At 66.3% G+C, this 17,579-nt stretch carries 16 protein-coding genes and 1 pseudogene; 4 read left to right on the forward strand and 13 right to left on the reverse strand.

All coding sequences use genetic code 11. From position 1 onward, the window contains the following. The 4 genes and pseudogenes from ACI48D_RS05860 to ACI48D_RS05875 all read right to left on the reverse strand — a co-directional run. Positions 1 to 124: pseudogene (locus ACI48D_RS05860) on the reverse strand (acyl-CoA dehydrogenase); the annotation flags it as partial. Between the two features lie 26 nt (positions 125 to 150). Continuing rightward, positions 151 to 942: an ABC transporter ATP-binding protein gene (locus ACI48D_RS05865; RefSeq protein ID WP_435570283.1), complete on the reverse strand. Its 792-nt coding sequence runs from the start codon at positions 940 to 942 to the stop codon at positions 151 to 153. Positions 943 to 952: 10 nt separating this feature from the next. After that, positions 953 to 1,777: an ABC transporter permease gene (locus ACI48D_RS05870; protein WP_435570284.1), complete on the reverse strand. Its 825-nt coding sequence runs from the start codon at positions 1,775 to 1,777 to the stop codon at positions 953 to 955. A 10-nt stretch (positions 1,778 to 1,787) separates the two neighbouring features. Beyond that, positions 1,788 to 2,792, reverse strand: a complete 1,005-nt coding sequence (locus ACI48D_RS05875; RefSeq protein ID WP_435570285.1) for an ABC transporter substrate-binding protein — start codon at positions 2,790 to 2,792, stop codon at positions 1,788 to 1,790. A gap of 334 nt (positions 2,793 to 3,126) precedes the next feature. Here ACI48D_RS05875 and ACI48D_RS05880 point away from each other — a divergent pair, with 334 nt between their 5' ends. Genes ACI48D_RS05880 through ACI48D_RS05890 form a run of 3 tightly spaced genes read left to right on the forward strand, consistent with a single transcriptional unit; the run spans position 3,127 to position 6,602 of the window. Further along, positions 3,127 to 4,365 (forward strand): nucleoside recognition domain-containing protein, encoded by a 1,239-nt coding sequence (locus tag ACI48D_RS05880; protein ID WP_435570286.1) that lies wholly within the window; start codon positions 3,127 to 3,129, stop codon positions 4,363 to 4,365. Positions 4,366 to 4,383: 18 nt separating this feature from the next. Beyond that, positions 4,384 to 6,057 carry a D-alanyl-D-alanine carboxypeptidase/D-alanyl-D-alanine endopeptidase gene (gene dacB / locus ACI48D_RS05885; protein ID WP_435570287.1) on the forward strand — a complete coding sequence of 558 codons (1,674 nt, stop codon included), beginning with the start codon at positions 4,384 to 4,386 and terminating at the stop codon, positions 6,055 to 6,057. Continuing rightward, positions 6,054 to 6,602, forward strand: coding sequence for a GNAT family N-acetyltransferase (locus ACI48D_RS05890; protein WP_435570288.1), 549 nt, complete (start codon positions 6,054 to 6,056; stop codon positions 6,600 to 6,602). Before dacB ends, ACI48D_RS05890 begins: the two co-directional genes overlap by 4 nt. Before the next feature lie 12 nt (positions 6,603 to 6,614). Here ACI48D_RS05890 and ACI48D_RS05895 read toward each other — a convergent pair whose 3' ends face one another. The 9 genes from ACI48D_RS05895 to murQ form a co-directional block, all read right to left on the reverse strand. Continuing rightward, positions 6,615 to 7,340, reverse strand: coding sequence for a hypothetical protein (locus tag ACI48D_RS05895; RefSeq protein ID WP_435570289.1), 726 nt, complete (start codon positions 7,338 to 7,340; stop codon positions 6,615 to 6,617). A 139-nt stretch (positions 7,341 to 7,479) separates the two neighbouring features. Then, positions 7,480 to 8,109, reverse strand: a complete 630-nt coding sequence (locus ACI48D_RS05900) for a M15 family metallopeptidase (RefSeq protein ID WP_435570290.1) — start codon at positions 8,107 to 8,109, stop codon at positions 7,480 to 7,482. Positions 8,110 to 8,112: 3 nt separating this feature from the next. Further along, positions 8,113 to 9,018 carry a LysR family transcriptional regulator gene (locus ACI48D_RS05905; protein WP_435570291.1) on the reverse strand — a complete coding sequence of 302 codons (906 nt, stop codon included), beginning with the start codon at positions 9,016 to 9,018 and terminating at the stop codon, positions 8,113 to 8,115. Between the two features lie 60 nt (positions 9,019 to 9,078). Then, the gene (locus ACI48D_RS05910) at positions 9,079 to 9,999 is read right to left on the reverse strand and encodes an N-acetylmuramoyl-L-alanine amidase (RefSeq protein ID WP_435570292.1); all 921 of its coding nucleotides are present in this window, start codon (positions 9,997 to 9,999) and stop codon (positions 9,079 to 9,081) included. Between the two features lie 37 nt (positions 10,000 to 10,036). After that, a complete protein-coding gene (locus tag ACI48D_RS05915) occupies positions 10,037 to 10,966 on the reverse strand; it encodes an N-acetylglucosamine kinase (RefSeq protein ID WP_435570293.1) in 930 nt (309 codons plus the stop codon). Positions 10,967 to 11,060: 94 nt separating this feature from the next. Then, a complete protein-coding gene (locus ACI48D_RS05920) occupies positions 11,061 to 12,671 on the reverse strand; it encodes a glycoside hydrolase family 10 protein (RefSeq protein ID WP_435570294.1) in 1,611 nt (536 codons plus the stop codon). Positions 12,672 to 12,689: 18 nt separating this feature from the next. Then, a complete protein-coding gene (locus ACI48D_RS05925; RefSeq protein ID WP_435570295.1) occupies positions 12,690 to 13,832 on the reverse strand; it encodes an acyltransferase family protein in 1,143 nt (380 codons plus the stop codon). A gap of 1 nt (position 13,833) precedes the next feature. After that, positions 13,834 to 15,111, reverse strand: coding sequence for an MFS transporter (locus tag ACI48D_RS05930; RefSeq protein ID WP_435570296.1), 1,278 nt, complete (start codon positions 15,109 to 15,111; stop codon positions 13,834 to 13,836). Positions 15,112 to 15,166: 55 nt separating this feature from the next. Beyond that, positions 15,167 to 16,048, reverse strand: coding sequence for an N-acetylmuramic acid 6-phosphate etherase (gene murQ, locus ACI48D_RS05935; RefSeq protein ID WP_435570297.1), 882 nt, complete (start codon positions 16,046 to 16,048; stop codon positions 15,167 to 15,169). 149 nt (positions 16,049 to 16,197) lie between these two features. On the opposite strand from murQ, the gene ACI48D_RS05940 reads away from it, so the two are divergent. Beyond that, on the forward strand, positions 16,198 to 17,562 hold the full coding sequence (locus ACI48D_RS05940) for a serine hydrolase domain-containing protein (protein ID WP_435570298.1): 1,365 nt from the start codon (positions 16,198 to 16,200) through the stop codon (positions 17,560 to 17,562). Positions 17,563 to 17,579: the final 17 nt, after the last annotated feature.

Consider the following 17,579-nt stretch of genomic DNA (forward strand, 5'->3'; position numbering starts at 1 on the left):
TGCGCGGCATCAGCTTGTCCTGGCAGTAGGCGCTGGCGGCGTCGCGCACCATGCGCTCTTCGTCGTTCAGCTGCGCGTTCAGCAGCAGCGGGTCATCCCAGTGAAATTGGGCTTTTTGTTTCATGATGTTTTCTTTCTCGTGTGCTCGCTTCAGTCGGCAGTCGCCGTGAGGCGCTCGGCGTTCTCGTGGCGTTGCTGCTCTTCCATGACCAGTTCGCCCAACATGCGTTTGATGCGGTTGAATTCCGGATCGGCCGGGTCGCGCGGACGCTCCAGCGTGATCGGCACATCGCGCTTGATGGTGCCGGGGCGGTAGGTCATGACGATGGTGCGGTCGGCCAGGTAGACCGATTCTTCGATGCTGTGCGTGACGAACACGATGGTGGTGCCGAATTCTTTCCAGATCTTCAGCAGCTCGTCCTGCAGGTTGCGCCGGGTGAGCGCATCGAGCGCGCCGAAGGGCTCGTCCATCAGCATGACCGGCGACTCCAGCGCCAGCACGCGCGCGATCGCTACGCGCTGGCGCATGCCGCCGGACAGCTCCTTCGGAAAACGCGCGCGGAAATCCTGCAGCTTGAGCATGTTCAGCAGGAAGTCGACGCGCTCCTTGATCTGCGCGGGGGAACGGCCCGCCACTTCCAGGCCGAAGGCGATATTCTTCTCGATCGTCATCCAGGGAAACAGGGCGTACTCCTGGAACACCATGCCACGGTCGGGGCCGGGGTCGACGACCGGCTTGTCGCCGGCCAGGATCCGGCCCGAGGTCGGATGCGAAAACCCGGCAATCGCGTTGAGCAGGGTCGACTTGCCGCAACCTGACGGGCCCAGCAGGCAGATGAACTCACCGCTGGCGATCTCCAGGTTGATATCCCTGAGCGCGACGACCTCGCCGCCCTGGCTGGCAAACACCTTGTTGACTGCGTTGATATGGATGGCTGTCATGCCGTCTCCTTTAATGATTGTCGAGACCGCGATGCCACTTCAGCAAGTGGTTGTTCAGCGCACTCATGCCGGTGTCGATGGCCAGGCCCAGCAGTCCGATGGTGAACATGCCGGCGATAATCTTGTCGGACCAAAAATATTCGCGAGCCTCCAGGATGCGGAAACCGAGACCGTTGTTGACTGCAATCATTTCCGCAACGATCACGACGATGAAGGCGGTCCCCATGCCGATGCGCGCGCCGGCCAGGATGTACGGCGTGGCGGCGGGCAGGATGACGCGCCGGAACATCGTCATGCGCCCGACGCCGAGGTTGCGCGCCGCCCGGATATAGATCGAGTCGACCTGGTGCACGCCGGCGATGGTATTCATCAGGACCGGGAAGAAGGATCCCAGGCTGATCAGGAAGAACGCCGGCGGGTTGCCGAGGCCGAACCAGAGGATCGACAGCGGGATGTAGGCGATCGGCGGAATCGGACGCAGGATCTGCACGAGCGGGTCGAACAGTTTATAGACGCCCCGGTTCGTGCCCATCAACAGGCCGAGCGGCAAGGCCAGCCCAGCACCGATCGCGAAGCCGACCAGCACCCGCGTCAGGCTGCCGTAGGCGTCTTCCAGCAGTTCGCCGGACACCAGCCAGCGCAGGTAGCTGCCATGGGCCGGATCGTAGGCGCTGAGCGGCAGCAGGTACTCGCCCCATTTATGCAGCACGGCCAGCGGCGACGGCAGCACCTGGGGGTTGACCAAGCCCAGCGACGAGGCGGCCTGCCATAGCAGCAGCGCCGCCAACGGGACCGCGGCACCGTGCACCAGGCGCCGGAGCGACAGAACATTCATCCCGTACTCCTTATTTTGCGGCCGATTTCTTGGCTGCCTGCAGCAGATCGAGCTTGACCCAATCCTTCGCGGCCGGCGGGTTCGCCATGCGGCCGACACCATACTTCATCATGTAGTCGGTGGTCAGCTGGACGTGCTCGACCGAGATGTCTTCGGTGAACTTGGCATTCTCCATCGCGTCGCGGTAATCCTCGGAAGACACCTGGTTCTTGAACATCGATTCACGCACATACTTCTCGGCCAGCTTGGGATCGGCGATGAACTTGCGGGTGGCATCCACGAAGCACTGCATGAAGCGCTGGGCGACGTCGCGGCGTTCCTTGTACAGCTTTTCCGACATCACCAGGGCACGGGTCGGCTCTTCCAGTGCGGTGTCGTAGGGCTTGATAATTTCGGTGCCGTATTTCTTGTTGATGGCCTGGGTCGAGTACGGCTCGGACTGGCTCATGGCATCGATATTCTTCGTCAGCAGTGCCTGGTTCAGGTCCGGATAACCCATGTACATGATCTGCACGTCCTTGCCCGGCTTGTCCGACCAGGTCATGTTGTGCTTGGACAGTTCGGCAAACAGCAGGATTTCCTGCGGACCGCCGCGGGTGACGCCGACCTTCTTGCCTTTCAGATCGGTGATCGAATGGATGTTCAGGTCGGGGCGGCCGACGATGCGCACGCCGCCCTTGGCGAAACCGGCGACCAGGTAGACCGGCACGCCACTGGCGCGGCCGGAAATCGCCGCTTCGAGCGCACTGGCGGACACATCGACTTCGCCGGCGATCATTGCTGGAACGATATCGAGGCCTTTCGCGAAGACACGCTCTTCGATCTTGAGGTTGTATTGCGGCGCGATTTCCTTCATGTAGGCAACGGCGCCGTAATGCGCAAACTTCAGGTTGCCCAGCCGCACCAGGTCGGCCGCATGCGCGGCCAAGGGGAATTGCACGGCGGCGGCCGTCGCCAGTGCGACTGCCAGTGTTTTAACGTTAACGAATGCCTTGATACGCTTGGCGAATGCCATTTGTCGTCTCCTTGATGATTGATGTGTTATTCGTACTCTTCGGTACCTTGTTACCGGATTATCAGCACTTTCCATGCCAACCATCAAGCTCTTTATCGCCGGGCCAAATCCTTGTTTTGAAAAGGAAAATCGCGCAAGGCCTGGAGCGCGGCGTGCGCCGTTCCGACAAACCGCACAAGCCGCGCCAAAATTGTCCGGATTGCCGCACAGCGGGGCTCGATCCGATGCATAACTTTTTCACATAGCCTCGGCGCATTCTTTCATCCTTGCAGTTTGCTCTGCGCCTATACTCTCCGCTGCACAATCGAGCGCTGGCTCGCCCTGACGACATCACATGGCTCTGAATTACATCTGGATCGGCTTTTTCCTGGTTGGCTTCCTTGCGGCGCTGGCTCAGTGGATCTTTCTCGGGGATACCGAGATCTTCAAGCGCATCATCGACGGCACCTTCGATTCGGCCAAGATGGGCGTGATGGACATCGCCCTGCCGCTGGCCGGCGTGATGACCTTGTGGCTGGGGATCATGAACATCGGCGAAAAGGCCGGCGCGATCGGCTGGCTGGCGAAACTCATCTCGCCCTTCTTCTCGCGCATCTTCCCGGAGGTGCCGAAGGATCACCCGGCCACCGGCCACATGGTGATGAACTTTTCCGCCAACCTGCTGGGCCTGGACAACGCCGCCACGCCTTTCGGCCTGAAGGCGATGGAAAGCCTGCAGACCCTGAATCCGCACAAGGACACGGCCAGCAACGCCCAGATCATGTTCCTGGTGCTGCATACCTCGGGCCTGACCCTGATTCCGCTGGCGATCATGGCCCAGCGCGCCATCCTCGGGGCGAAAGACCCGTCGGACATCTTTATTCCCTGCATGATCGCGACCTATGTCGCCACCGTCACCGGCATCATCGCGGTGTCGATCCGCCAGCGCATCAACCTGCTCAACGGCGTCGTGCTGGGCTGGCTGGGCGGCATGACGGCCGCCATCGCCGGCTTCATCTGGTACATCACGACCTTCCTGACCAAGCCGGAAATCGAAACCTTCTCCAAGGTCGCCAGCAACCTGATCCTGTTCGCTATCATCGTCGTCTTCATCGTCGGCGCGCTGCGCCGCGGCGTGAACGTCTACGAAAGCTTCATCGAGGGCGCCAAGGGCGGCATCCAGACCTCGCTGACCATCATCCCCTACCTGGTCGGGATGCTGGTGGCGATCTCGGTGATCCGCAATTCCGGCGTGCTGGGCTATATCGTGCAGGGCCTGGAGTGGCTGATCCGGCTGGCCGGCCTGGACACCGCCTTCACCCCGGCGCTGCCGACCGCGCTGATGAAGCCGCTGTCCGGCAGCGGCTCGAAGGCGATGATGATCGACGCCATGAAGACCTATGGCGTGGATTCCTTCGTCGGACGCCTGGCCTGCATCTTCCAGGGCTCGGCCGACACCACCTTCTACATCGTCGCCCTGTACTTCGGTTCGGTCGGCGTGCGCAAGACCCGTTACGCCATTTCCTGCGGCCTGATCGCGGACCTGGCCGGCATCGTCGCCGCCATCGCGGTGGCCTACGTGTTTTTCGGATAATTTTAGTAAAGGACCAGCATGTTCCGCATCCGCTCGCTTGCCCTCGCCGCCGCCCTCGCTGCCCTCGTCCCTGCGCTGCCCGCCCACGCCCAGTTGCCGGAACCGGTCAGGCAAGTGCTGCGCTCGACCGGCATCGCGGAAGACGCCGTCAGCGTGCTGGTGCTGCGCGACGACCGCACCGTGCTGTCCCACCTGGCCGACCGTCCCATGCAGCCGGCCTCGACCATGAAGCTGGTCTCCACCCTGGTCGGCCTGGAGACCCTGGGCCCCGTGTTCCGCGGCCGCACCGAGCTGCGCACGACCGGAGAACTGCAGGGCGAGACGCTGAAGGGCGACCTGGTCCTGCGCGGCGGCGCCGACGTCGACCTGTCCAGCGAGGCGCTGGAAAACATGCTGCGCAGCCTGCGCTACCAGGGCATCCGCAAGATCGAGGGCAAGCTGGTGGTCGACCGCCAACTGTTCAATCCGGCACGTGCCGACCTCGGCGTGCAGCCCTTCGACGAGTCGCCGGAAGCCTATTACAACGTGGTCCCCGACGCGGCCATGATCAACAAGAACATGCTGCAGCTCGACATGCGTTCGACCGGTTCGCGCCTGAAGCTGGCGATGCAGCCGGAGCTGCAGGGCGTGACGATCGGCCACGACATGAAGCTGGTCAACGCCGATTGCAAGCAGTGGGAAGACGGCTGGAAGCTGCCGGAAGCGGTGCCGCAGAAGAAGGGCGGCATCAAGGTGATGCTGCACGGGACTTTCCCGAAGAATTGCAACCAGAGCTATTCGATCAACGTGGTCGACCGCCAGGACTATGTGGAGCGCCTGTTCCGCGCGACCTGGAAGCGGCTCGGCGGCACCATCTCCGGCACGGCCATCGAAGGCGCGACGCCGCCGGACTCACGCCTGCTGGCCGAGCACGTCTCGCGCACGCTGCCGGAAATCGTGCGCGACACCAACAAACCGTCCGACAACCTGCTGGCGCGCCTGATCTTCCTGAGCCTGGGCGCGCTCGAAGCGGACCCCGTACTGGGCAGCCACCCGCTCGCCGTCGGTGCGGAGACGACCCTCTCGCGCAGCGACGCGGCGGTGCGCAACTGGATGCGCGCCCACGGCATCATGGACACCGGCCTGGTGCTCGAAAACGGTTCCGGCCTGTCGCGCACCGAGCGGATCACCCCGGTGCAGATGGGCGGCCTGCTGCAGGCCGGGCTGCGCAGCAACTGGGCGCCCGAGTTCCAGTCCAGCATGCCGATCGTGGGTGTGGACGGCACCATGCGGCGGCGCCTGCAGAACAGCCCGGCGGCGGGACGGGCGCGCATGAAGACGGGCACCCTCAGCAACGTGGTGTCGCTGGCCGGCTACGTGCCAGACGCCAGCGGCAAGCCCCTCGTCGTCGTGGCCATGATCAACAGCAACTCGGTCAGTAACGGGCGCGGGCGCGCCGTGCTCGACACCCTGATCGACTGGGTGGCGCACCTGAACGGCCCGGCCCAGCCGATTTTGACGGTACCGGGACAGCCGGCAGCGAACCAGCCGACGCCGGGTCCGGAGCCGAGCCCGCAAGGCGTGCTGGCGACGCCGCCGGCCCAGCCCGAGCAGCCCTTGCAGCCGGCCCAGCAGCAGCAGCAACCGCAGCAGCAAGGCCAGGACGGCATGCAGCGCCAGCCTGTGCCGCAACCCGTCGGGGCCGGTCGATGAGCGAGGGCGAGCGTTCGCCCGCCGGCCTGCGCATCCGCCGTTTCGCACCGCAGGAGTGGCCGGCCTACCGCGCCTTGCGCCTGCGCTCGCTGGCCGACGCCCCCGGCGCCTTCGGCAGCAGCCTGGCCGCCGAGGAAGCATGGGCGCACGAGCTCTGGATGGCGCGCCTGACTGCCGCCGCCGTGTCCGGGCGTGATTGCCCGCTGGTCGCCGAGTCGGCTGAAGCGACCGACGCGGACGGCGCCATGCTCGGCCTGCTCTGGGCCAAGTGCGACGCCGAGGATGCCGGCATCGTCAACCTGTTCCAGATGTGGGTCGCTCCGGAAGCGCGCGGCCGCGGCGTGGCGGCGGCCCTGCTCGACGAAGCCGTGGCCTGGGCGCGTTCGATCCAAGCCCGCATCGTCCAGCTGGGCGTCGTCTGCAGCAACGAGCCTGCGATCCAGCTCTACCTCCGCAAAGGCTTTCGCAATGTCGGCGTACCCGAACCGATCCGGCCGGGCTCGGCGCTGCTCGAGCAGACCATGCACCTGATCCTGGCGGGCTAAGGCAATACAGCGCTAGTCCGGCTTGCTGCCCCCGGCCGCACTACTACCCTGCGCCGGCGGTGGCGTCCCGGCGCCTGTGCCGGCACCTGTGCCCGCCGCCGTGCTGGCCTGCGCCGTCGCATTCGCGCCCGGTTCCAGCCACGGCGTGCCGGCCAGGTTCGGCTTGGCTTCCACCAGCGAGACGGTGGCGCCCGTGCCTTCGCGGATCGCGCGCACCACGTCCATCATCGTCGACTCGGTGAATTTTTCCGGCGTGCCCAGGAAGACATCGCCCAGGCGCCGCGGCCACTGCATCAGGCCGCCCTCGGGCTTGGTGAACACGGCGACCATGTCGAGGTGGTAGCCGCTCTTGTAGGGGAACAGGCAGGCGACCAGGTTCATGTCCTCGGTGCCGCGCACGCGCGGGGTCGCCTTGGCCGTCCACGCCGCGCCGTCGCAGCTCGGGCCCTTGGCGACGGGAGTCCCCGGCGCGCTGGCCGGATCGGCGATCTTGAAGTGGCCCGGCAGCTCGGTCGCCTCGGCTCCGGGCGGGATCGCCACCACCGCATCCTTGAGGTTGCGGTTGATGCCCTCGGTGGCCGCCCTGGAGACCGTCTGCGCGGGAACATCGGTCTTGATGTCGAACACCCGGTAGTACTCCACCGTCGTGCTGCGCGAGGCCAGCGGGTTGCTGCCGCCCTCGGTGCTGCATCCCGCCAAGGCAGCCGTCGCCGCGGCCGCCACCGCGCAAGCCCTCATCGTGCCTCTCATCTTGCACCCCCTGTTGGTTGGACGTCTGTGACGCTCCGATTGTCAGGGCCGCACATGCAGAGCGAATGAGTTGGCTCAAGCGTGCGGGGGCGCCGTCAGCATGGCGCCACAGGAATGCGGGAATGCGTCAGAGCACGCGGCGGAATGTCTGGCGCACCAGGTTGCGGTCGCCGCAATCGAAGTGCCACCACTCGGTGTTGATGCCGACGAAGCCGGCCTGGAACATGGCCTCGCGCAGCAGGCGGCGGTTCGCCACCTGGGCCGCCGTCAGCGCGCCGGTGCGCAGGAAACCGTCTTCCAGCTTCGGGTGCGAGAGCTCGGTCATGTCGTCGAAGCCGGTGCCCATGTCGAGCTCGCGGCCCTCTTCGTCGAGGATGGTGATGTCGAGCGCCATGCCGTAGGAGTGGATCGAGCCGCGCGCCGGATGCGCGAGATACATCTGCAGGCCGGTGCCTTCGAGGGCGTCCCACAGCTGCTGCTGCACGCGCTGCGGGCGCAGGGCGTCCAGCACCAGCGGCGTGCAGCCGGGGCGGCGGCCGGCCAGCCAGACCACCACGCGCGCCAAAGCCGCGGCGGCATCGACGTGCAGCCAGGCGCAGTCGTAGGGCGAGTACAGGTCGCGGCCGATGAAATTGTTCGGCGTGGCGTAACGCAGGTCGACGGCGATGCCGGCGATGGTGGAGAGGTGGCGGAAATCGGGATCGCCGGCGATGTCTTCGCTGGCAACCGTCAAGGGCCCGGTATTACTGGTTGTCATTCTTCACCGAGGTGGTTTGTCTAATAAAGCGCGGGCGGTCGCGCCGATGCAGTTGGCCAGCTCGCGCGCGCCATGCGATAGCGGCGCGTGGCTTGCGGTCAGCAGGTACAGCTGGACCGGAATCGCCGGCGCCCACTGGCGGCACTGGACCTTGTCGCGCGCCGCCGAGGCCGCCGTGAACGGATCCAGCACCGCGCTGCCGGCGCCCGCCTCGACCAGCGAACGGGCGATCTGGTAGGTCTGCACCACGGTGTGGAACACCGGATGCACGTCCTGGGCTTCGCAGGCCGCCACCACCATTTCGCCGAGCGGGTCGCGGTCGGCCAGGCCGATCAGCTCGCCGGACAAGGCGCTCGGCGTGATCGGTTCGCGGCATTCCTCGTCGCTCCAGGTGCCGCGCGGGGCCATCACCATCAGGTTGCCCTGGGCGATCGGTTCGGCCTCGATGCCGGGATGGCGCGGGTCCTGCAGCGACAGTGCCAGGTCGGCCTCGCCGAGGCGCAGCGCGTTCACGATCTCGCTGGTGTGGAAAGTGGCCAGTTCGCAGCGGGTCTGGGCGAAGTCGCGGCGCCACACCGTCAGGGCGGACGGCAGCACGCTGACCGCGATGGTCGGCGTCGAGACCAGGCGCACGGTCTCGCTGGCGCGGTTCTTCAGGCTGGCGGCCAGGCGGCGGATGCCCTGCAGGTCGCGGTTCAGCTTTTCGGTCTCGGCGAACAGGCGATGCGCTTCCGGCTTCGGATACAGCTTGCCGCGCACGCGCTCGAACAGCGGCATGCCCAGCTGCAGCTCGGCATGCTGGAGCACCTTGGTCACCGCCGGCTGCGAGATGTGGAGCACCTGGGCGGCACCGCTGATGGTGCCGACCTGCATGATGGCGTGGAAAACTTCGATATGGCGCAGGCGCATCGCTTCATTCCTTCAGGGTGAAAGAAGAAGGATACGAAAATCTGGCGCTGCCGCAAAGCATCAGTGCTGATCTTTTACCGGCGGTGTTGCGGGAACGGCATTCGGATCGATGGCCGTGCCCGGTACCGGTGCCGGCACCGGCTCCGCCGGCGGGATCACCGGCGAAGTCATCACCGGCGGCGGCAGGATCTGGGGCAGCGGGCCGGCCGGGTTGGTCAGCGCTTCCAGCAGGGCGGCGGTCTCGACGTCCGGCATGCCGTCGATGTTGGCCGGTCGGTATTTCATCTGAAAGGCCGACAGCACGGCGCGGGTCTGCTCGTCCAGGATGCCGGACTGGACCAGGCCATAACCCCAGGTCGCCAGCTTCTTCTGGTACCAGGCCACGTCCGGCAGCTGGGCCTGGAACACCGGCGTCACGACGGCCACGCGGGTGGCGTCCGGCCAGGTGACCAGGCCGGCGGCGGCCAGCTGCTTCCACGGGAACATCGGACCCGGATCCTGCTTGCGCAGCGGGGCGATGTCGCTGTGGCCGAGCACGTTCTCCGGCGCGATCTGGTTGCGGGTGACGATGTCGCGCACCAGCGGGATCAGGGCGTCGATCTGGTATTGCGGGAACGGCGCGTAGACGCGGCCGTTCGGGGTGTCCTTCCAGCCCGGGTTGACGATCTCGATGCCGATCGAGCTGTTGTTCAGCTGGGTGAAGTTCTTCCAGCTGGAATTGCCGGCATGCCAGGCGGCGTTCTTTTCGTCGACCAGGTTGTAGATGGTCGGATTCGGCTCGTCGGTGAGCAGGTAGTGGGCGCTGACGTCCTGCTGGGTCAGGATCTTGATCGAGGTCGGGCGGTCGCTCACGGTGTAGTGCAGCACCAGGAAGCGCGCGCGCGAGCTCTGGCCCTTGGCCGTGTAGGTCTTGTCATACTGCGGTCCGGTGGCGCAGCCGGCCAGCAGGGCGATCAGGAGGGTGGCGGCAAGGGTCTTCATGGGTCGGTTCGGTCTCGTTGGATGTTCAATATTTGTATTATGCCGGGGTGCGCGGCGGCTCGAGCGCCATGCGCGCCGCGGCGTAATGGGCGCCGCCGGCGGTCTGGGTGAATGCCAGCCCGGCCGGCAGCAGCGCGCGCATCGCCGCCACGATCGATGGGTGCAGCTCGGCCGCGCGGCCCGACACGGCCACCGGACGCGGACCGAAGCGCGTGATGAGGGCCTGCGCCAGGCGCGCCAGTTCGGTGCCGGCATTGCAAAGGATGGCGGCGGCGGCCGGGTCGCGGTCCGCGCTGGCGGCCACCGCGAGGGCCAGCTTGCCGACGGCGCCGCGTTCCTGGCCGTAGATGAACTGGCGCGAACAGGCCCAGTCATCACCGCCGACGTAGTCGAACACGGCCTGCGCCATGCTCGATGCGCGCCAGGCGCCGGGCGATTCGTCTTCGAGCCGCCAGATGTGGCGCAGCGCTTCCTTCGCGATCCAGAACCCGCCGCCACCGTCGTCCAGCACCACGCCGCGTCCGCCGGCGCGGTGGAACTGGCCGCCGGCGTCGATGAAGGCGCCGATCGAGCCGGTGCCGGCGTACACCAGGTAGCCCTCGCCCGGCGCGAAGCTGGCACGGTAGGCGATTTCCATGTCGCTGCAGAAGTGGACGTCGGCCTCCTGCATGTGCAGCAGCTCGGCCAGCCAGCGCTGCAGCAGTTCGCCGTCGCCGCCGAAGCCGGTCAGCCCGGCCTGCACCCGTGACGGCACCCCGTGCAGCAGCACGGCGGCTGCCAGTTCGGCGAAGGTGGTGCGCACGGTGTCGCACCCATGCGGGCTGCCCATCTGCAGGGCCGACAGGCCCGCCACGGTGCCCTCGGCCAGGATGGCGCCGTCCGGCGCCGCGAGCGCCCAGCGGGTCTGGGTGCCGCCGGCATCGATGCCGAGGCCCAGGTCAAGCGTGAAGGATGGGGGTTGGATCATGGTGTGGGCGAAGTGTACCCCCTCCAGGCTGGGCACGCGAATGAAAGGGGGGCGTATACGCATGAGTAAAGGTTATGGAGAGCTCATGCGACGATCAGGACTTTTTCCAGGCGTGTATGCGGGCACTCTCGTTCCCCAGCCGGTCGACCGCACTGATTACCACCAGGTCGGCGGCGCCGAGCGTCGCGTCGTCCGCCACATCCCACTCCGCGCGAGACGCGGGCACCACCGCGAAGCGCCACTGCCCGCCGTAGCGCGACCACACCGCGTACAGCACGTCGGCCTTGCCGGCCGCCAGCTTGAGCCGCACCGCAGCGCCCTTGCGGGTAGCGGCCACCGAAGGCGCTTCCGGCACCGCCTTGCCCAGCCAGGGCGTGGCCGGCACCAGCGCCGGGGTGGCGTAGGAGATGGTGCGCAGCTGGTCGCCGAGGCCCTTGCGGTTCTCCATCAGTGCGGCCATGCTGAAGTGCACGTGGCCGCCGGCCGTCGGGCGCGAGCGGGTGACGGCGATCTGCTCGATGATTTCCTGCGGCGGATAATCCTTGGCGGGCGGGGCGATGCCGACGCGGCTGGTGTACAGGCCCGGCCAGATGTGGCGGCCCCGGGTGTTCTGCCCGAGCCAGTAGTCGAGCAGCACGTCGTAGGCCTGGCCCGGCTGCTTGATCGACCAGTACAGCTGGGGCGTGAAATAGTCGAGCCAGCCGTTCTGCAGCCAGGTCTCGGCGTCCGCGTACAGCTTGTCGTACTGCGAAAAGCCGACGATGCCGGGCGGGCGGCGGTCCGGGCGGCCCAGGCCGAAGGGGCTGATCCCGAAGCGCACCCAGCGCTTTTCCTTGTGGATGCCTTCGTACAGCGCCTCGATCAGGTGGTTCACGTTCTGGCGGCGCCAGGACGGGCGGTCCAGCTTGCCGCCGCCGGCCAAGTAGCGCTGCCAGGCCGGATCGTCCGGGAAGTCGAGTTCCGCCTTCGCGACCTTGCCGTCCAGGGCCGCGCCTTCGGCGCCGGTGACGGTCGGCGCTTCGATCGGGTAGGGATAAAAATAGTCGTCGATGTGGACGCCGTCGATGTCGTAGCGGCGCACCACGTCGAGCACCACGTCCAGGGTCTGCCGGGCGGCGGATTCCTCGCCCGGGTCCATCCACTGGTACTTGCCGTAGGTTTTGACGGCGGCCGGGTTGGTGCGGGTGATGTGGTTCGGCGCGGCCGGCGATTTCGCATTGTTGTGGCGCGCGCGGTAGGGATTGAACCAGGCGTGCAGCTCGAGCCCGCGCGCGTGCGCCTGCTCGACCCAGAACTTCAGCGGATCGTACCACGGCTGCGGCGGCTTGCCTTGGGCGCCGGTGAGGTATTCCGACCACGGCTCGATCTGCGAGGCGTAGATGGCGTCGGCCGAGGGCCGCACCTGCAGCACAATCGCGTTCAGGTTCAGCGCCTTGGCGCGGTCGAGGATCGCGATGGCCTCCGCCTGCTGCTGGGCGGCGCTCAGGTTCTGCTTGCTGGGCCAGTCGATGTTGGCGACGGTCGAGACCCAGGCAGCGCGGAACTCGCGCGGCGCGGGGGGCGGCGTGTTGCCGCCGCCGGCGCCGCCGGCCGCGATGGTGCCGGCGCCCGGGGTCGTGGTACAGGCCGAGAACAGGCCACTCATCGCCAGCGCGCCGGCCACGCCGGCCAGCGCGAACGCGCGTCGTTTCCGATCAGGATACACAAGCACTCCGCATCATAGTCAAACCTTTACAAACCATTTTTTGCGCCACATGGCCCAGGCCACCGCGAACATGCAGGCGTTGAACAGCACCGCGTGCAGCAGCGAGGTGTTCACGGGCCCGATGGGCAGCGCGGCGATCGGCGCATACAGCGTCTTGCCCAGCGAACGCAGGCTGCCGTCCGGCTGGGTCAATTTGATGTAAGCGAACATCTTGGCAATGAAACCCGACAACGCGAAGATGAACAGCGCATTCATGCCGTAGATGACGAAGGGTTTACTCCAGCGCGCCGCGGCCTCGCGCACGCTGGCGTAGGGGTTCACGTCCAGCAGCCAGTAAAAGGCGGAAAACACGATCAAGGCCCAGCCCGTCATCAGCAAGCAATAGGACGGGGTCCACAAGCTCTTGTTTATCGGCATCAGCATGGTATCGAAAATCACGCCGATCCCCAGGCACGATAGGCCGGCCAGCAGCATCCAGACGGTCTGCTCGGTGCGGTTCACCTTCGTTGCGAGCCAGCGTCCGGCCAGCACCCCGAACAGCTGGCTGCACAGGGCGGGCAGGGTCGACACCAGCCCTTCCGGGTCCCAGGTTTTACTCTGCACCCACAGGTGATTGCCCAGCAGGGCGTGGTCGATCCAGGCGCCGAAGTCCTTGCCCGGCTCCAGTACGCCGGCGCCGATGCCGGGCACCGGCACCAGCAGCATCAGCACGCTGTACAGGACCAGGAGTCCCGCGATGATGGCCAGCTGCATGCGCCAACCGCAGTAGACCACGATGGGCGCGGCCAGCAGCGTGCACAGGGCGATCCGCTGCAGCACGCCGGGAATGCGCACCTTCTCGACATTAAAATAGGGCATGAAGTTGAGCAGGAAGCCGATCAGGAAGATCAGCGCGGCGCGCTTGGCCAGTTTCATCAATAGGCGCGGCCGGTCGGCACCCAGAGCGGCCAGCCGCCCCAGCGACAGCGCCATCGCGACGCCGCCGATGAACAGGAAGAAGGGGAAGATGCAGTCGGTGAAGGTCCAGCCGTTCCACTTGGCGTGTTCGAGCTGGGAGTACAGCTGGCTCCAGTCGCCCGGGTTATTCACCAGCACCATCGCGGCGATCGTGAAACCGCGGAAGGCGTCGAGCGAAGCCAGGCGGCCGCTAGCGTCACGCATCTTACTTCTTCCCGAATTCCGGATCGACCTTCACCAGCGCCGCCATGATAAAGGCCGGGATGGTCGCCAGGCAGGTCCAGATGAAGAAGTGCTGGTAGCCCAGCATCTCCTGCAGCTTCCCGCTCCACATGCCCGGCACCATCATCCCCAGCGCCATCAAGCCGGTGCAGATCGCGTAGTGCGCGGTTTTATACGGGCCGTCGCAAACCATGATCATGTACATCATCATGGCGGTGAAGCCGAAGCCGTAGCCGAACTGCTCGATCGCCAGGAAGCCCGAGATCACGGCAAAGCTTTGCGGTTGAAACGAGGACAAGTAGACGAACACCAGGTCCGGCAGATGCACCGCCGCCACCATCAGCCACAGGCAGCGCTTCAGGCCCAGGCGCGAGATCAGCCAGCCGCCGAACAGGCCGCCGATGGTCAGCGCGATGATGCCGATGGTGCCGTAGGCGGTGCCGTACTGCGCGGTGGTCAATCCCAGGCCGCCCTGCTCGACCGGGTCCTTGAGGAAGGGCGCGACCAGCTTCAGCAGCTGGGCCTCGCCCAGGCGGAAGGTCAGGATGAAACCGAGGATCAGCCAGATGTCGCGCTTGCCGAAGAAGCTGCCGAAGGTGGACAGGAAGGCGCGCAGCGGGTTCGCGGTGTTATTCACTGCGTCGGCGGCCTTATGGTCGGCATCCGGCCGCGGCAGCACCGCCTGGTGCCCGGCGAACAGCGCGAAGAACAGCCCGGCCAGCACGAAGAACACGATGGCCCAGGCCTGGTGCACGTCGCCCAGCGACACCGCCAGGGTGCCGGCCAGGATCACCAGCGGGCCCTGCCCCGCCAGCGATGCGAGCCGATAAAAGGTGGAGCGCACGCCGACGAAGGCCGCCTGCTGCTGCTGGCGCAGGCCGAGCATGTAAAAGCCGTCGGCCGAGATGTCATGGGTGGCCGAGGCGAAGGCCATGAGCCACATCACGGCCAGGCTGACCATGAAGAAGGCGGGCAGGTGGAGCGTCGCGCCGACCGCGCCGAGGCTGGCTGCGATCGCCAGCTGAAGCGAGACGGTCCAGCCGCGCTTGGAGCCGAACATGTCGACCAGCGGCGACCACAGCGGCTTGATCACCCACGGAAGGTACAGCAGGCTGGTGTAGAAGGCGATGTCGGTGTTGGAGATCCCCATGTCCTTGTACATGACGACCGACAGGTTGTTGGCGACGATGTAGGGGATCGCCTGGCCGAAGTACAGGGAGGGTACCCACAGCCATGGGTTCTTTGCTTGCGATGTCTGCATAACTCTTTCGTGATCCCAGGCCGGCTACCCGCCGCACAGCATCAGCCAGCGCGTATCAGCTGGACAATGCAGCGCGCACGCTGCCGTTCGCGCTGTCCAGTAAAGCGCGCGCCTGCTCGACCTGGATGTTCTTGGACAAGGCCACGATCGCAACCTTGACGTGGAAGCCGCATTGTTCCAGCGCCTGGCGCGCCGTGTCGTCGTCGGCGCCGGTAGCGAAGGTGGTCAGGCGAATCGCCCGGCGCACCAGCTTGGCGTTGGTCGCCTTCAAGTCTACCATCAGGTTGCCATAAACCTTGTTCAAACGCACCATCAGGGCGCTCGAAAAGGCGTTCAGGGCGATCTTTTGCGAGGTGCCGGCCTTCAGGCGGGTGCTGCCCGAGATGGCTTCCGGACCGGTGTCCAGGGTGACGCCGATCTCCGCCTCGTTCGCGACCGGCGCGTCCGGGTTGTTGGCGAAGCCGACGGTCAGGGCGCCGGCCGCGCGCGCGGCGCGCAGGGCGCCCAGCACGTAGGGCGTGCCGCCCGAGGCCGCGATCAGGAGCACGACGTCGTCGTGGCCCACGTTCACGCTGCGCAGGTCGGCCGCGCCCTGCTCGAGGTCATCCTCGGCGCCTTCGACGGCGACGAACATCGCGTCCGTGCCGCCGGCCAGCAGCGCCACCGCGCGGCCGTGCGGCCAGGAGAAGGTCGGATACAGTTCGACGCTGTCGAGCACGCCCAGGCGGCCCGAGGTGCCGGCGCCGACGTAGATCAGGCGTCCGCCCGCTTCCATGCGCGGCAACGCGGCCGCGACGGCGGCGGCGATGCGCGGCGCCGCGGCGCGAACCGCCTCGACGGCCTTGAACTGGTCGTCGACCAGCACGTTCACCAGCTCGGTGGTGGGGTATTGATCCAGGGAAGCGTGTTGCGCGGCGGGGGTTTCGGTATTCAGCATAGTAAAACCAGTGTAATACCAATCAGAACGGCCTGCCATGAAAGGATCAGCCGTTATCATTCCGAAAAGTTATGTACAGGTGAGGCCTATTCATTGGCACCGCCTGCGGCGACTCCGTATGCTGGACATCATAAAGACAAGGGGATGGAATGAACCACGGCAGACGCAAGGTACTCGGCATGGCTTTGTTAGGCTTGATCGATCCGCTGACGGCGGCCACGCCCGGCCCGGGTGGCGCAGCGGGCGCCATGCCGGCCGCGCTGAAGGCGAAGCTCGACCGGGAACTGGCCGCGATCGCGTCGAACCCGGCTTGCGAACTGGCCAGCCTGTCGGTACTGGCGATCCGCAATGGCCGGATTGCCTACGAAGGCCAGTTCGGCCAGCGAATCATTGCCGCCGGCGGCCTGGCGGGCAAGCCGGTCGACGCCCATACGCTGTTCCGCATCGCCTCGATCTCGAAGATGATGACCACCCTCGGCCTGATGCGCCTGGTCGAGGAGGGCAAGATCGACCTGGATGCCGACGTTTCCGGCTACCTCGGTTTCAGCTTGCGTAATCCGCACTTTCCGGACCAGCCGATTCTTCTTCGCCACCTGCTGACCCACACGGCGTCCCTGCGCGACGAGGCCGGCTATTCCTGGGGCGTGGACACGGCCCTGAAGGACGTGCTGGTGCCCGGCAGCCGGTTGTACGGCGAAGGGAAGATGTGGGCGGCGAACGCCGGCGCGGGCGCGTATTTCACTTACTGCAACCTCGGCTGGGGTGTGATCGGCACCGTCATGGAAAGGGTCACGGGCGAGCGCTTCGACCGCCTGATGCGGCGCCTGCTGGTCGAGCCGCTCGGCCTGCGCGCCGGCTACAACCCGTCCGAACTGCCGGCCAGCGAGGTTGCCGACATCGCCACGCTGTACCGCAAGCGCACCGTCGACACCGAAGTCTGGGATGCGAACGGCCCCTGGATCGCCCAGGCCGACGACTACGGCAAGGCGCCGCCCGCTCCACCGCCCGGCATCGAACGCTACGTCATCGGCAGCAACGCCACGCCGTTCAGCCCGACCGGCGGCCTGCGCATCTCGGCGCGCGACATGGGCACGGTGATGCGCATGCTGATGAATGGCGGGATGCACGAGGAGAAACGCTTTTTGCGGCAGGCGACGCTGGACCGGATGTTCTCGCGCCAATGGACCTACGACGGCAAAGGCGGCAACGGCGACAGCCTCGACGGCCTGTTTAATTGCTGGGGCCTGGGCAACGAGCAGTTCCCGGACGATCCCGCCACCCGCACCCGCCTGGTCGAAGGCGGCGGCTTCACGGCGGTCGGCCACCTGGGCGATGCCTACGGTCTGATGGCGGTATTCGCCGCCGACCTCCAGCACCGCAACGGCATGATCGCGCTGGTGGGCGGCACTTCGACCGATCCGCAGGCGTATCAAGGCAGGTATTCCGCGCTGGCCCGGTTCCAGGAACAGATCCTCACGGCGATGCACCGGCGCGCCATTCTGGTGCGCGCATGACCGGCGGTTATGCCTGC

Source organism: Massilia sp. LXY-6 (genome assembly GCF_051233485.1).
Taxonomy (GTDB): domain Bacteria; phylum Pseudomonadota; class Gammaproteobacteria; order Burkholderiales; family Burkholderiaceae_D; genus Telluria.

Bases quoted from the DNA above. Each gene is read 5' to 3' on its own strand.
- ACI48D_RS05865 (WP_435570283.1), bottom strand. From the start codon at position 942: ATGACAGCCATCCATATCAACGCAGTCAACAAGGTGTTTGCCAGCCAG.
- ACI48D_RS05870 (WP_435570284.1), bottom strand. From the start codon at position 1,777: ATGAATGTTCTGTCGCTCCGGCGCCTGGTGCACGGTGCCGCGGTCCCG.
- ACI48D_RS05875 (WP_435570285.1), bottom strand. From the start codon at position 2,792: ATGGCATTCGCCAAGCGTATCAAGGCATTCGTTAACGTTAAAACACTG.
- ACI48D_RS05880 (WP_435570286.1), top strand. From the start codon at position 3,127: ATGGCTCTGAATTACATCTGGATCGGCTTTTTCCTGGTTGGCTTCCTT.
- dacB (WP_435570287.1), top strand. From the start codon at position 4,384: ATGTTCCGCATCCGCTCGCTTGCCCTCGCCGCCGCCCTCGCTGCCCTC.
- ACI48D_RS05890 (WP_435570288.1), top strand. From the start codon at position 6,054: ATGAGCGAGGGCGAGCGTTCGCCCGCCGGCCTGCGCATCCGCCGTTTC.
- ACI48D_RS05895 (WP_435570289.1), bottom strand. From the start codon at position 7,340: ATGAGGGCTTGCGCGGTGGCGGCCGCGGCGACGGCTGCCTTGGCGGGA.
- ACI48D_RS05900 (WP_435570290.1), bottom strand. From the start codon at position 8,109: ATGACAACCAGTAATACCGGGCCCTTGACGGTTGCCAGCGAAGACATC.
- ACI48D_RS05905 (WP_435570291.1), bottom strand. From the start codon at position 9,018: ATGCGCCTGCGCCATATCGAAGTTTTCCACGCCATCATGCAGGTCGGC.
- ACI48D_RS05910 (WP_435570292.1), bottom strand. From the start codon at position 9,999: ATGAAGACCCTTGCCGCCACCCTCCTGATCGCCCTGCTGGCCGGCTGC.
- ACI48D_RS05915 (WP_435570293.1), bottom strand. From the start codon at position 10,966: ATGATCCAACCCCCATCCTTCACGCTTGACCTGGGCCTCGGCATCGAT.
- ACI48D_RS05925 (WP_435570295.1), bottom strand. From the start codon at position 13,832: ATGCGTGACGCTAGCGGCCGCCTGGCTTCGCTCGACGCCTTCCGCGGT.
- ACI48D_RS05930 (WP_435570296.1), bottom strand. From the start codon at position 15,111: ATGCAGACATCGCAAGCAAAGAACCCATGGCTGTGGGTACCCTCCCTG.
- murQ (WP_435570297.1), bottom strand. From the start codon at position 16,048: ATGCTGAATACCGAAACCCCCGCCGCGCAACACGCTTCCCTGGATCAA.
- ACI48D_RS05940 (WP_435570298.1), top strand. From the start codon at position 16,198: ATGAACCACGGCAGACGCAAGGTACTCGGCATGGCTTTGTTAGGCTTG.